Origin of the sequence: Streptococcus sp. HF-2466 (assembly GCF_015594645.1) — a bacterium.
GTDB lineage: Bacteria > Bacillota > Bacilli > Lactobacillales > Streptococcaceae > Streptococcus > Streptococcus anginosus.
Map to the genome: position 1 here is coordinate 25,983 of NZ_JADNQU010000009.1, position 13,436 is coordinate 39,418.

Here is a 13,436-nt window from a genome sequence, read left to right on the forward strand (position 1 = left end):
AAAGTCGTAAAACCTTTTTTACGACTTTTCTATTGCTAAAGGAGCATTCAAGTGGTTTTCGTATACTTTATTTATTTTTGATAATTTGGACAGCTCTAATTGGTAGGAACTTTCATTTAAAAATTACTGATAATATTGGTTAAACAAGTTAGCAGTAACCCTAGCATCATCAAAGTGTACATATTGGTAACTTGTTTTTCGTTAAAGTGATGATTGAGATGGGTACCGATATTACCACCAACCACTGCCGCTATGACAATCAAGGGAATGAGTGTCAGATTAAAAGAGTATAGATGTGGCTGCAGAAGTAGTTTGAGAATTTTTGGAATCTGAGCAAAGAAAATCATGGCGATAGAGTAGGGAACCGACTCCTTCGCGGAATAGGACATAAAGCCCATCAGTATGATAATGTTCAGAGGCCCGCCGCCGATACCCAAAAAGACCGAAATAAGCCCCGCAGCAAAACCTGCAGCCAATGAAAAGAAAAGATTTCGCCACTTCGCTTTAGGTATCCTTTCACTGAAGCGTGTAAAAATCAGAACAGAAAATAGTACTAAAAAAAGAAAGATAGACTGGATGAATGTGACTCGCTCGTTAGGAATGCTGTCTGTGACTACTTTAAAGACAGTGTCCCCCAGTAAACCGCCTGCTAAAGAACCAATAGATAGTCCAAGCATGATTTTTTTCTGTAAAACAATTCCGCTTTTTGAGTGTTTGTAAATAGAGGAGAGACACATAGAAAAAACAGCAATCGTTGAATAAACACTAATGGTACCGGCGGTATCCATTCCAACCAAATCAAAAACTGGTTTGATAATAGCGCCGCCTCCGGCTCCTGTCACAGCTCCTAAAGCTGTCGCAAACAGTACAATCAGTGTATAAAGAATTATTTCCATTGCATCCCCTCTTTTAATTTATACTCAAACCAGATGAAACCACACAAGATAGAAGCACATTCCCTTTATCCGCAACTTTCCACTGTCTATCGGACAGTGGAAAAAATCGAAGCTGATGACATGTAGGTCTAAAATAGAAAGAATATCAGATTTTCTCTCCATTTGTCCGAATTACCTCTTTATACCAGTCAAAAGACTTCTTTTTCAGCCGTTTAAAACTACCCTGTCCTCTATCGTCCACATCTACATAAATAAATCCATAGCGTTTTTTCATCTCGCCTGTTGACCAAGCAACCAAATCAATGCAGCCCCAAGAGGTATAACCCATCAATTCAACGCCATCTAGCTCAACGGCATCCTTCATTGCCTTGATATGCTCCCGCAGATAATCAATCCGATAATCATCTTGAATACTATCGTCTGCTTCTAATCTGTCTACAGCCCCCAAACCATTTTCAACGATAAAGAGCGGAACATGATAGCGGTCGTACATCTGGCAAAGGGCAATGCGCAGCCCAAGCGGATCCAGAGACCAGCCCCATTCTGATGTTTTCAGATAGGGATTTTTGTAAGCCATGACATTATTTCCTGGTGTTTTGGGAACGCTGGTATCTATCGTTGACATGGTCGACATATAGTAGCTGAAACTGATAAAATCAACGGTTCCTTCTCTCAAAAGAGATAGATCGCCTTCTTCCATGGCAAGTTCAATCCCATTTCGCTCAAATTCCTTGAGTTTATAGGCTGGATAGTAACCTCTGACCTGCACATCCAGATAAAATTCAACCTTACGTTGGTACTGAATGTTTTCCATCACATCTTCGGGCTTAGCAGTCATCGCGTAACTTGGAGCGTACATGACCATATTACCGATTTGAGCATTGGGAATGATGGCATGACAGAGCTTGACAGCTTGGGCAGAGGCCAAAAAGATATGGTGCAGAGCCTGATATTTGGTCTGCTCATCATTTTGATGAATGCCCATCTGCAGCCAGGAGCGTAGCACATTGATTTCATTAAAAGTCAGCCAATATTTGACTTTATGGCGGTAGTGGGTAAAGACGGTTTCACAGTAATGGTTGAAAAAATCAATCACCTTCCTGTCAGACCAGCCGTCAAAATGATCCGCCAAGTAGAGTGGCATGTCAAAGTGACACAGAGTCACAACCGGCTCGATGCCGTATTTCAGACATTCGTCAAACACCTTGTCATAGAAAGCCAGACCTGATTCATTGGGGGTGTCTTCCGTGCCTGTCGGAAAAATCCGTGTCCAAGAAAGGGACATTCGGTAAGCTTTAAAGCCCATTTCCGCGAAGAGCCGAATATCCTCTTTGTAGTGATTGTAAAAGTCAATCCCTGTGTGTGAAGGATAAAACTCTCCCGTATCAATGTATCCGACGGAGCTGGCTGGAATTGCAGACAGACGTTCGGACTTTTCAATTTTTCCTTCAAGAGTCTGATAAGTAATGCAGCGAGGATGGTCAAAATCCCCTACTGTCAGAGTATCCATCGTGGTCAGACCGCGGCCGTCCATATCAAAAGCGCCTTCGATCTGATTAGCAGCGGTCGCCCCGCCCCATAAAAAATCTTTCGCAAATGGCATCCTACACCTCTCTATTCTTCTGTTACACCAAGGAATAACTCAGCGATAAAAGCTATTACAAAGGCAATGGCACTGGCAATCGCAGCATGGAGAATATTACTCGGAGCATTCTCACTAAAGAAACTTGGCAATGCCAGAAGTCCTGGAGCCACCTGAGCAAAGCGACCGACATTCATCAATCCAAGATAAAGACCTGCGGCACCCCCGCCAATCATCGCAGCATACAGAGGCCTTTTGAATTTCAGATTAATCCCATAAAGGGCTGGCTCTGTAATTCCTAAAACTGCGGAAATACCCGTTGAGATAGCAAGTGATTTGGTCGTTGCTTTCTTTGTTTTTACTGCTGTTGCAAGCGCTGCTCCGCCCTGAGCAATATTGGATACCAGCATACCAGGACCGGCAACGGTATCCACACCTGTTGTTGCTAGCATATTGATGCCGATAGGAATCAAACCGTAGTGCATCCCCGTCATGACTAATAACGGAGTTGTCGCACCAACCACGGTCGGTACCAACCATGGTACATAGCTATTCATCCAGTTAATCAAGAGAGACAGTCCGTCTCCCAGCCATGTCCCCAGAGGACCAATCACAATAAAAGTCAAAGGCAGCACAATCAGCAGGGTCACCATCGGCGTTCCAAAAATCCGAATGACATTGGGCATATATTTGTCTACAAACCGTTCCACATAGGACAGCAGCCACACAGCTAGAATAATCGGAATAACAGAAGAGCTGTAACTAGCCAAGGTAACCGGCAGACCAAAAAAGTCAAGACCCGTTCCGTTTTCTCTGGCAGTTGTCACCAGACCGATGAAGGTCGGGCTGATTAAAGCAGCTCCTACGGTCATAGCCAAGTATTGATTGGTCTTAAATTTTTTCGCTGCTGACGTGGCCAAAATAATTGGCAGGAAGTAAAACACGGTATCACCGAATAGATTTAATAGCTGATAAGTACTGCTATCTTTAGGTAGCCAATTCATCATGCCGACCAAGGCGACTAATGCCTTAATCATTCCAGCTCCCGCCATCACCGGGACAATCGGCACGAACATCCCAGCAATTGTATCAAGAATCTTCGCTATCCGACTTTTTTCCTCTTCTTCAGCAGATGCTTCGCTTGCCGTACTTTCCTTGCCGCCAAAATCTGCCTGCTGCCAAATGGCGTCGAATACAAAGTTGACATCGCCTCCGATGATAATCTGGTACTGCCCTCCGTTTAATACGACCCCCAGTACCCCATCTGTTTCTTTTAGGGCTTCTGTCTGAGCCTTACTTTCATCTTTGAGGTTGAAGCGCAGCCGTGTCGCACAGTGTACTAGAGAAGTGACATTGTCCTCGCCTCCCACAAGCTGAAGAATTTTCTTGCCTAATTGAGCATAATCTTTTGCCATCATTGACTCCTTTGTCTTTGGTTTATTTTATGTTTTTATTGTAATCCCTTTCAAAACTCTCTGCAATAGAATCAAGACATTTATCACCTTTGTTGCTTATTTCCTACATTGGAGTATCAAAAAAGCGCAACACTGTTGCGCAGATAGACTTAAGAATCTCTGATAAGGGGATTTTTTGACTTCCTCGCCTGTTCAAACTCGTAGGCAGCACGGATACGATTCTCATAATTTTCCTGCCTGCAGGTATTGAAAATACTGGCATATAGCACATCCAGAATAAAATGAACAGAAAGAAGGGAGCTAAAATTACCTAGGTTTTCAACCAATTTTTCATGAGTGGATATATATAAAACTGTCTCAAATAGCTGCGATAGTTGATTGTCTCCGTAGGAAGTAATCACGATTGTAGGAATCTGTCTCTCCCTCAACTTCTCTGCCACTTTTAGAATCATAGCTGTTTCCCCAGAATAGGAAATTAAGATGAAGCAAGAGTCATTAGGTGCATAGCATGCCTGATAGAAAAGATTGTCATTTCTTATTTCGACCGTTACCTTTTTCCCGATTTTCAGGCAGCGGTTTTTAAAGACATTGGCCAAATCAAAGGTATCACCTGCACTTCCCACATATAGCTCTCTTGCAGTATGCAGCATACGCTCAGCTTTTTGCAAGGAATCATGATGTAAAAGCTCCACCGTGTCTTCAATTGTCTCTTTATACAAAGCCCCCACTTTGCTAGCTAGCCGTTTGTTTTTATCTATCTCGTTAAAAGGCTGATTTGGGTCAATGGATTGAAATTTAGACTCTAAATAACGAATTTCTTCTAGATAGTGTTGCTGAAATTCTGAAAAGCCACTGAAGCCTATCAGCTGGCAAAAACGGCTAACCGTTGACGGAGAGATAAAGAGTTCCTTAGCAATGGATCGAGTACTCTTGTTCTTGATGTCATGCCCTATATTTAGCAGATACTGCGCAATGTTAATTTCAGTCTCTGTCATTTTCTGCTGATTGGATAGTTTTTCTACAATTAACATAATTGTCTCCTTTTGGTCACCTTAGATTTTGCATATATATGTGCGCGTTTAAAGTGTTCGATCTATTTCGATAGCATTTCATCATAAAAGCTTTTCGTGAAGAATACAGAATCCTTCAGTGAACAATCAATATTCTTTTCTTTGCCACAATAAGTCTCTGTATTAGTGTGACAATCCTTTTTCTTCAAATCCGCCAAACAGTGCAAAAGAATTCCACTTCATCTGAGCCAAATGTTCCAAAATCAACTGTTGAAATGATTAAGCCATTATTCGTTGTATGATTTTTCATCATTCCCTTATGTCTGCCTCACTCCCTTTTGTTCTCTCACCAAGCAAAAGCATTGGTTGGGGTTTCTAAGGCTTTTAGCCAGGAGCTGTCGGAAACACGGCAGAGGGTAACAGAAAGTCCTGCCATATCTAGGCTTGTGATGAGGTGACCTGTTTTGACAAAGGGCAGTTTCAAGCCTTCTATATCCAACAGTTGAAGAATGTCATCTGTGAAAACGAGTTCTTCCAATTTTGAAGTGCCGCCTAAGTTATTGATGAGGAGAATAAATTCTTGCCCTTCTTGCCACTTGAATTTCATTTTGATTTTGTTGACGAGCTCCACAGCAAGTAGCTCGGAAGATTCAAACGGAACCATTCGATAACCAGGTTCGCCATGGATTCCAATTCCGTAGGAAATTTGACCTTGGGGCAAATCAAAGATAGGCAACTGCTTGCTTGGCAAGGTGGCAGATTTTGTAGCTACTCCTAGTGTCGCAATGGAGGTGGACAGAGAAAGAGCGAGTTTTTCCAACTCATCCAGACTGGCTCCTTCTTTGGCAGCTTGCCCGAGAATTTTATGTAAAAGAATTGTTCCTGCAACTCCACGGTGACGGATTTGGAAGTTGCTTTTTTCGACTGAAATATCATCATGGGAAATGATGTATTTGACTGGAATTCCTTCCTTGCGTGCTTGATAAATGGCTTGGGAAAATTCTTTAATATCAGCATCGAAGTTTTTAATAATGACAAAAACGCCCTTGCCTTGATGCAGAAAACGAATGGTTTCTAAAATATGCTCCGCACAAGGTGGCACAAAAATGGGGCCACTAATAGCAGCGGTTAACATACCATCGCCCACATAGCCAAAATGAGCTGGTTCATGACCGCTGCCGCCACCCGAAATAATGGGCACGACAGAAGAATCGTGCTGATTATGATAAATGACGGGCAGTTGTTTCAGCTGTGAAAGGTGAGGATACATGCGGGTAATTGCATTGATGTTTTGCTGAATGCTTGAATGAATTGAATTGATAATGTGAACCATATACTTGCCTTAATTTTCTATAGCTGTTTTGATTAGTTGTGTTAAAAGTTGCGCCTGTTGCTGGTAATCTTGCTCAGATAAATCCAGCAGATGTTTGATAGCATTCGCAAGCGCTTGACTGTGATAATGAATGAAAAACTGATACTCCATTTCAGAATGGAAAGGACGGGAATGATATTCTCTGACGAGTTTGGCTACAAGTTGTTGGCAGTAGGTTTGAAAATAAGAAGAAAAGTCATTTTGGTCAACAATGTCAAATAATTGTGCATAAAAACTCTTATTGACGTTAAAATAGTGCAGCAATTCTTGCAGCAGCTGATAGCCAGAGATATATTCCAGATTATCTGTGACTTGCTCTCGCAACTCCGTCTGAAAAATCCATTCTAATAATTCATACTTGTCCAGAAAATGATTGTAAAACGTTTGCCTGCGAATACCGGCGTCTTCCATAATTTGCCGAACAGAGATTTTTTCAAAAGCTTGTTCGGTCAGTAATTTTTTAAAGGATTTGGCAATCCTTTTTTTCGTGATTAAGGATGTTGCCATCTTCCCTCCTCAGTCTTTTTAGTTCTATTCTTAGTTTATCATGAATGATGCAATAGGAAAACTAAAAAGAGGGACATATTCCTAATTTTGTCCGTTCCAAAATGGAGCAAAGAATTTTACAATAGAAATAAGAAAAATAAAGCAAAGGAGAAACTCATGAAAAAAATTATCAATCAACCAACAGCTGTTGTGGACGAAATGCTAGACGGTCTGGCTTATATCCACAGTGATTTGGTGCATCGTGTAGAAGGCTTTGACATTATTGCTCGAAATAGCGAAAAATCTGGCAAGGTAGCGATTATCTCAGGTGGCGGTAGCGGTCATGAGCCTGCTCATGCTGGCTTTGTGGGCGACGGTATGTTGTCAGCTGCGATTTGCGGGGCGGTCTTTACTTCCCCAACTCCTGACCAAGTCTTGCAGGCAATCAAAGAAGCAGACGAGGGTGCAGGAGTGTTCATGGTTATCAAGAATTATTCTGGCGACATCATGAACTTTGAAATGGCGCAGGATATGGCAGAAATGGAAGGCATTGAGGTGGCAAGTGTTGTTGTAGATGACGATATTGCTGTTGAGGACAGCCTTTACACGCAAGGCCGCCGTGGAGTTGCTGGTACCATTTTGGTTCATAAGATTTTGGGAAATGCTGCGCGTGCTGGAAAATCACTGAGTGAAATCAAGGCCTTGGCTGACGAATTGGTTCCTCAGATTCATACGGTTGGGCTGGCTCTCAGTGGAGCGACCGTTCCTGAAGTCGGAAAACCCGGCTTTGTGCTTGCTGATGATGAAATTGAATTTGGCATCGGCATTCATGGAGAACCCGGCTATCGCAAAGAAAAAATGCAGCCATCTAAAGACTTGGCACAAGAATTGGTGGCGAAATTAAAAGATTCTTTTGAATTCAAAGCAGGAGATAAAATCGGAATCCTTATCAATGGTATGGGGGCAACGCCGCTCATGGAACAATACGTCTTTGCCAACGATGTGGCTGGAATTCTCGCAGCAGCAGGTCTGGAAGTTGTTTACAAGAAATTAGGAAATTACATGACATCTATTGACATGGCAGGCATTTCTCTGACCTTTGTCAAATTAGAACGTGAAGACTGGCTGGAAGCTTTGAACAGTCCAGTTGCAACGATTGCTTGGTAGGAGGTACGATATGGATGCAGCATTAGCAAAGAAATGGATGCTTCTCTTTAATGAAAAAATTCAAGCCAACAAAGACTACTTGTCAGAGTTAGACACGCCCATTGGTGACGGAGACCACGGAGGAAATATGGCGCGTGGCATGGCAGCTGTCGTTGAAAATCTGGAAGGAAAGGATTTTGCCAATTCAGCAGAAGTCTTTCAAGTTGTCTCCATGCAATTGCTTAGCAAGGTTGGCGGGGCTTCTGGCCCCCTTTATGGCTCAGCCTTTATGGGAATAATGAAGGCTGAAAAAGAGGGTACTAGCTTGGCGGATGCTGTTCAAGCAGGGCTTGATATGATTCAAAAGCGAGGAAAGGCTGTTCCGGGTGAAAAAACCATGGTGGATGTCTGGTCTGGTGTGGTGATGGCTCTTCAAAAAGGAGAATTGACCAAAGAAACCATTCATACTTTGGTTGAAGCGACGAAAGATATGAAAGCAACGAAGGGTCGGGCTTCTTATGTCGGAGAGCGCTCTATCGGACATATTGACCCCGGTTCGTATTCATCAGGCTTACTTTTTGAAGCCTTGCTAGAAGTGGAGGAAAAAGCATGACAGAAGTTGGGATTGTCATCGTTTCTCATTCAAAATGGATCGCTCAAGGCCTTGTAGATTTAATTTCAGAAGTTGCCAAGGATGTCTTGCTGACCTATGTAGGTGGTACAGAAGATGGCGGCATTGGTACAAGTTTTGAACAAGTCCAAACGGTTGTGGAAGCCAACAAAGCGGAGAAGATTTTAGCTTTCTTTGATCTTGGATCAGCTCGCATGAATCTGGAGCTGGTGGCAGATTTTTCAGATAAGGACATCATCATTAACAATGTTCCCATTGTTGAAGGGGCTTATACTGCAGCTGCTCTCTTGCAAGCTGGTGCAGATTTGGCAACTATCCAAGAACAATTGAAAGAATTGAAGATTAAGAAATAAAGGAGTTTGATTATGATTCAGTATCTCGGTGAATTTTTAGGAACTTTTATCCTAGTATTGCTTGGTGATGGGGTTGTTGCTGGGAATGTTTTGAGCAAGACGAAAGAAGAAGGAACCGGCTGGGTTGCTATCGTTTTAGGCTGGGGGATTGCCTGTACCGTAGCGGTTTATGTATCCGGATTTTTTAGTCCAGCTCACTTGAATCCAGCGGTCACATTCGCAATGGCCTCTATTGGAGCGATTAGTTGGGGGCAAGTCTTTCCGTTTATTCTTGCACAAATGCTGGGTGCAATGGTTGCAGCTTTGGTTTTATGGCTTCACTATTATCCTCATTGGGCAGAAACGAAAGATTCCGGTTTGATTTTAGCCAGCTTTTCAACGGGTCCAGCCATTCGCCACTCGGCTTCCAACTTTTTGGGGGAAGCACTAGGAACGGCCATTCTTGTCATCACGATTATGGCAATTGGTCCAAATAAAGTTGCTGCTGGTTTGGGTCCAATCATCGTAGGAACGGTTATTTTTGCAGTCGGTTTCTCACTCGGACCAACGACAGGCTATGCGATCAATCCTGCACGGGATTTGGGACCGCGTATCATGCATGCTGTTTTACCAATTGCAAATAAAGGAGATTCTGACTGGTCCTATGCTTGGATTCCAGTTTTGGGTCCAATTGTCGGCGGTGTCGTAGGGGCTTTGCTCTACAATATCATTTTGGGTGTCATTTAAAAATAGTCAAAAGTAGGTTTCGGCCTACTTTTGTTGTCTCTTCTTGTGCTTCTTGTCTGAATTTTTTATAATAGCTGTATAGAATAGCGAGGATAGAGATGGCAAAGAAGCATTGGCTGAAATTACTTGGAGTGTTTTTGATTTTCGGAATAGTTGCCTGTCATTCAGTTTTGCTAGATCCAACTGAACGAATAGATGAACAAAAAGAGTATCAAGCTATTGTAGCGAAATTTCATCAGATAACCGTTCCTGAACTCAAAGAAAAGCAGGATCAGAGTGAAAATTTTTATCTCTACATCGGGAGAGGAACTTGTCCACACTGTAGGCGATTTGTGAAACAACTGGAACGAATCAAAACAAAATCTTTTTATTATTTAGATAGTGAGAAAAAGACACCAGAGTTAGTTGCTTTTCGTGAGGCATATAAGATAAAATTTGTTCCTTATTTTGGGAAATTTAGTGGTTTTACAGAAGAAAAAGTGCTACAAATCAAGAAAAATATGACTGCTAAAGAAATTGAGAATTTTAATAAATAAGAGAAAAATTGATAAATAAAAAATAACAAAATACTTTTCAAAATTGGTCTAGATAGGTTATAATGATGTCAAGATATAAAAAAAGAACAACTGAATGCCAGGTGTTCTTTACGTAAAAATAATTAGTGATTTCCACTGCGTGACACGAACTTGATTTTAAAGAAATCGCCACGTTTGTAGGCTTCGCTATACTCTAAAATTTGTCCTGTACTTTCTAACTGTGTTGTTTTTACTTGGAAGACGGTCGGGAAGTTTGTGTCAATGTCCAGTAATGTTGCAACAGTTTCTGGTGTCGGGAAGATAATTTCATTAGTTTCTTCAAAATGCTCGTCATTCATGTGAATATGATAGTCTTGTTTGAAGCGATTGTAGATAGAGCTGTAATATTCAAGATTTGGATAATTTGCATTGATATATTGCTCTGGGATATAGGATTGATGATAGATGTAAGGGGTATCTTTTGCTTTACGAAGTCTCTCGATTTTATAGTAAAATTGATGTCCCTTCAAATCTAACTTATCAAGAAATTTCAAGTCGTTTCCGCGCTCGATCGATAAAACGGTCACTTGATCATTTTGGGTAGGAAATATCTCAACGTCAGAAAATTCAACGAGTTTGTGCTTACGCGCGCGCGAAACAAATGTTCCTTTTCCTTGCTGGCGAATGATATATCCGTCTTTTGCTAGCTCATTTAAAGCTCTGACAACAGTAATAGAACTCACATCGTACATTGTGATTAGCTCAGCTTCTGTATAAAATTTATCTCCATTCTCAAATTGACCTGAGATAATCTTGCTTTTGAGTTCGTCTTTAATGTATTGGTATTTAGGGATTGCCATGTTATTCACCTCTCTTTCGCTTCCCTCTCATAAAAAATTTTACCATAATTTTTCTTAAAATGGTTAAATTTATTAAATTTTTCAAAAACTATTGACATTTCATACAAAATATATTATATTAACCTATGTAACCGATTACAAAAATTGTTATGTGAAAGAAGGAAATGGTTTGGCAAGATTTGAGATTAAAGAAGAATTTTATCTGAATCAACAGCCTTTTAAAATATTGTCTGGTGCCATTCATTATTTTCGGATTCAGCCAGATGATTGGTATCATTCGCTTTATAATTTGAAAGCTCTAGGCTTTAATACGGTAGAAACCTACATTCCATGGAACGTCCATGAACCTCAGAAAGGGCAGTTTTGCTTTGAGGGGATCTTGGATTTGGAGAAATTTCTTCAAATTGCTCAAGATTTAGGCTTGTATGCCTTGCTTCGTCCGTCACCTTATATTTGTGCAGAATGGGAATTCGGTGGTTTGCCGGCTTGGCTTTTAGAAGAAGATATGAGAATCCGTTCTTCTGACCCTGCTTATTTTGCCGCAGTTGCTAGCTATTATGATGAATTGCTTCCGCGCTTAGTCCCGCATCTTTTGGAAAATGGCGGCAACATTCTCATGATGCAGGTCGAAAATGAATATGGCTCGTATGGCGAAGATAAGGAATATTTGAGAGCTGTTCGAGATATGATGCTAGAGCGAGGTGTGACTTGTCCGCTCTTTACGTCAGACGGACCTTGGCGAGGCACTTTGCGGGCAGGGACGCTTATTGAGGATGATGTGTTTGTAACGGGGAACTTTGGCTCCAAAGCAAAAGAAAATTTCGCGCAAATGCAGGAATTCTTTGATGAACATGGCAAGAAGTGGCCGCTCATGTGTATGGAATTTTGGGACGGTTGGTTCAATCGTTGGAAGGAGCCAGTTGTCACGCGAGATCCAGAAGAGTTGGCTGAAGCGGTTCACGAAGTCTTGCAACAAGGCAGTATCAATCTTTATATGTTTCACGGGGGAACAAACTTTGGTTTTATGAATGGCTGTTCAGCGCGAGGAAACATTGATCTGCCGCAAGTGACGTCTTATGATTACGAAGCTCTCCTTGATGAACAAGGAAATCCAACACCTAAATACTTTGCTATTCAGCAAATGTTAAAAAAATATTATCCAGAGTATCCACAAATGGAGCCTTTGGTAAAAGAATCGTTTGAGTTAAAGAATATTCCGCTCAGTGAGAAAGTTAGTTTATTTGAGACTTTAGAAGATGTAGCGCAGCCAATCGAGAGCTTGTATCCTATGAAAATGGAGGAGTTGGGCCAAAATGTTGGTTATCTGCTCTATCGTACAGAAGCGGAATGGGATGCGGACGAGGAACGGATTCGTGTCATTGATGCGCGTGACCGCATGCAGCTTTTTGTCGATGAAGAGCTTGTCGTCAATCAGTATCAAATGGAAATTGGTGAAGACATCTTTGTTCCCCGGCAGAAGCAATCCACGCATCAGATTGATATTTTTATAGAAAATATGGGGCGCGTCAATTATGGGCACAAACTGTTGGCAGAGACGCAACACAAGGGCATTCGGACTGGAGTCTGCAAGGATTTGCACTTTATACTCCATTGGAAACAGTATCCATTAGAGTTGAAAAATCCAGAAAAAATTGATTTTACGAAAGAATGGCATGAAAAACAGCCAGTTTTCTATGCGTTTGATGTCGAATTGAAAGCGCTTAAAGACACGTATATTGATTTGACCCACTTTGGCAAAGGAATTGTTTTTGTCAACGGTGTCAATATCGGTCGCTTCTGGGAAGTCGGACCGACCTTATCGCTTTATATTCCACATAGTTTGTTAAAACTCGGACAAAATCGAATTATCATTTTTGAAACTGAAGGGAAATACAGCGAATTCATTCATTTAGTTCACAAACCTACATTTAAAACGATAAAGGGGGTAAATTTATGACAATCGTAGGTAATCGAATCGACGGACGTTTGATTCATGGACAGGTAGCTAATCTTTGGACTACAAAATTAAACATCTCACGTATCATGGTCGTAGATGATGAAGTAGCAGAAAATGCTATTGAAAAAAGCGGCTTGAAATTGGCGACACCAGCTGGTGTGAAATTGAGTGTGTTACCAGTTGCAAAAGCGGCAGAAAATATCCTAGCAGGCAAATACGATAGCCAGCGTCTGCTCATCGTGGCTAGAAAACCAGACCGCTTTTTGAAATTAGTAGAAGCAGGCGTACCAATCGAAACGCTCAATGTGGGCAATATGTCGCAGACATCTGAAACGCGTTCTATCACACGCTCAATTAACGTGGTAGATGAAGACGTAGCAGTATTTAACAAGTTGCATGAAAAAGGTGTAACTCTAACGGCTCAAATGGTTCCAAATGATCCAGTTGAAGACTTTATGAAATTATTGAAATAAATTTAGGAGGTCAT

The 13,436-nt window shown here is 41.4% G+C and carries 14 protein-coding genes; 7 read left to right on the forward strand and 7 right to left on the reverse strand.

Annotated elements, in window-relative coordinates:
- Nucleotides 1-116 precede the first annotated feature (116 nt).
- The 6 genes from IYQ91_RS07620 to dhaS all read right to left on the reverse strand — a co-directional run bounded on the left by IYQ91_RS07620 (nt 117) and on the right by dhaS (nt 6,782).
- The gene (locus tag IYQ91_RS07620; protein ID WP_022526445.1) at nt 117-896 is read right to left on the reverse strand and encodes a sulfite exporter TauE/SafE family protein; all 780 of its coding nucleotides are present in this window, start codon (nt 894-896) and stop codon (nt 117-119) included.
- 145 nt (nt 897-1,041) lie between these two features.
- Nucleotides 1,042-2,499 (reverse strand): glycoside hydrolase family 1 protein, encoded by a 1,458-nt coding sequence (locus IYQ91_RS07625; protein ID WP_022526444.1) that lies wholly within the window; start codon nt 2,497-2,499, stop codon nt 1,042-1,044.
- 11 nt (nt 2,500-2,510) lie between these two features.
- The gene (locus IYQ91_RS07630) at nt 2,511-3,896 is read right to left on the reverse strand and encodes a PTS transporter subunit EIIC (RefSeq protein ID WP_195673508.1); all 1,386 of its coding nucleotides are present in this window, start codon (nt 3,894-3,896) and stop codon (nt 2,511-2,513) included.
- Nucleotides 3,897-4,042: 146 nt separating this feature from the next.
- A complete protein-coding gene (locus IYQ91_RS07635; protein ID WP_022526442.1) occupies nt 4,043-4,924 on the reverse strand; it encodes a MurR/RpiR family transcriptional regulator in 882 nt (293 codons plus the stop codon).
- Nucleotides 4,925-5,249: 325 nt separating this feature from the next.
- Nucleotides 5,250-6,236 (reverse strand): DhaKLM operon coactivator DhaQ, encoded by a 987-nt coding sequence (dhaQ, locus tag IYQ91_RS07640; RefSeq protein WP_195673509.1) that lies wholly within the window; start codon nt 6,234-6,236, stop codon nt 5,250-5,252.
- Between the two features lie 9 nt (nt 6,237-6,245).
- Entirely contained in the window at nt 6,246-6,782 is a 537-nt protein-coding gene (dhaS, locus tag IYQ91_RS07645) for a dihydroxyacetone kinase transcriptional activator DhaS (protein WP_195673510.1), read from the reverse strand.
- Nucleotides 6,783-6,938: 156 nt separating this feature from the next.
- Between dhaS and dhaK the strand changes: the two genes are divergently transcribed.
- From dhaK to IYQ91_RS07670, 5 genes are all read left to right on the forward strand, one after another.
- Entirely contained in the window at nt 6,939-7,928 is a 990-nt protein-coding gene (gene dhaK, locus IYQ91_RS07650) for a dihydroxyacetone kinase subunit DhaK (RefSeq protein WP_195673511.1), read from the forward strand.
- A gap of 10 nt (nt 7,929-7,938) precedes the next feature.
- Nucleotides 7,939-8,520 (forward strand): dihydroxyacetone kinase subunit DhaL, encoded by a 582-nt coding sequence (gene dhaL, locus IYQ91_RS07655; RefSeq protein ID WP_003027194.1) that lies wholly within the window; start codon nt 7,939-7,941, stop codon nt 8,518-8,520.
- Nucleotides 8,517-8,891 carry a dihydroxyacetone kinase phosphoryl donor subunit DhaM gene (dhaM, locus tag IYQ91_RS07660; protein WP_195673512.1) on the forward strand — a complete coding sequence of 125 codons (375 nt, stop codon included), beginning with the start codon at nt 8,517-8,519 and terminating at the stop codon, nt 8,889-8,891. Before dhaL ends, dhaM begins: the two co-directional genes overlap by 4 nt.
- A 12-nt stretch (nt 8,892-8,903) precedes the next feature.
- A complete protein-coding gene (locus IYQ91_RS07665) occupies nt 8,904-9,617 on the forward strand; it encodes an MIP/aquaporin family protein (RefSeq protein ID WP_126466364.1) in 714 nt (237 codons plus the stop codon).
- 98 nt (nt 9,618-9,715) lie between these two features.
- Nucleotides 9,716-10,153, forward strand: coding sequence for a bacteriocin transporter (locus IYQ91_RS07670; protein WP_195673513.1), 438 nt, complete (start codon nt 9,716-9,718; stop codon nt 10,151-10,153).
- Between the two features lie 122 nt (nt 10,154-10,275).
- Here IYQ91_RS07670 and IYQ91_RS07675 read toward each other — a convergent pair whose 3' ends face one another.
- Nucleotides 10,276-10,992: a GntR family transcriptional regulator gene (locus IYQ91_RS07675; RefSeq protein ID WP_003027201.1), complete on the reverse strand. Its 717-nt coding sequence runs from the start codon at nt 10,990-10,992 to the stop codon at nt 10,276-10,278.
- 169 nt (nt 10,993-11,161) lie between these two features.
- Here IYQ91_RS07675 and IYQ91_RS07680 point away from each other — a divergent pair, with 169 nt between their 5' ends.
- Both IYQ91_RS07680 and IYQ91_RS07685 read left to right on the forward strand, forming a co-directional pair.
- Nucleotides 11,162-12,949: a glycoside hydrolase family 35 protein gene (locus tag IYQ91_RS07680; RefSeq protein ID WP_195673514.1), complete on the forward strand. Its 1,788-nt coding sequence runs from the start codon at nt 11,162-11,164 to the stop codon at nt 12,947-12,949.
- Nucleotides 12,946-13,422 (forward strand): PTS system mannose/fructose/N-acetylgalactosamine-transporter subunit IIB, encoded by a 477-nt coding sequence (locus IYQ91_RS07685; protein WP_106382618.1) that lies wholly within the window; start codon nt 12,946-12,948, stop codon nt 13,420-13,422. The genes IYQ91_RS07680 and IYQ91_RS07685 overlap by 4 nt, the downstream gene beginning before the upstream one ends.
- Nucleotides 13,423-13,436 lie beyond the last annotated feature (14 nt).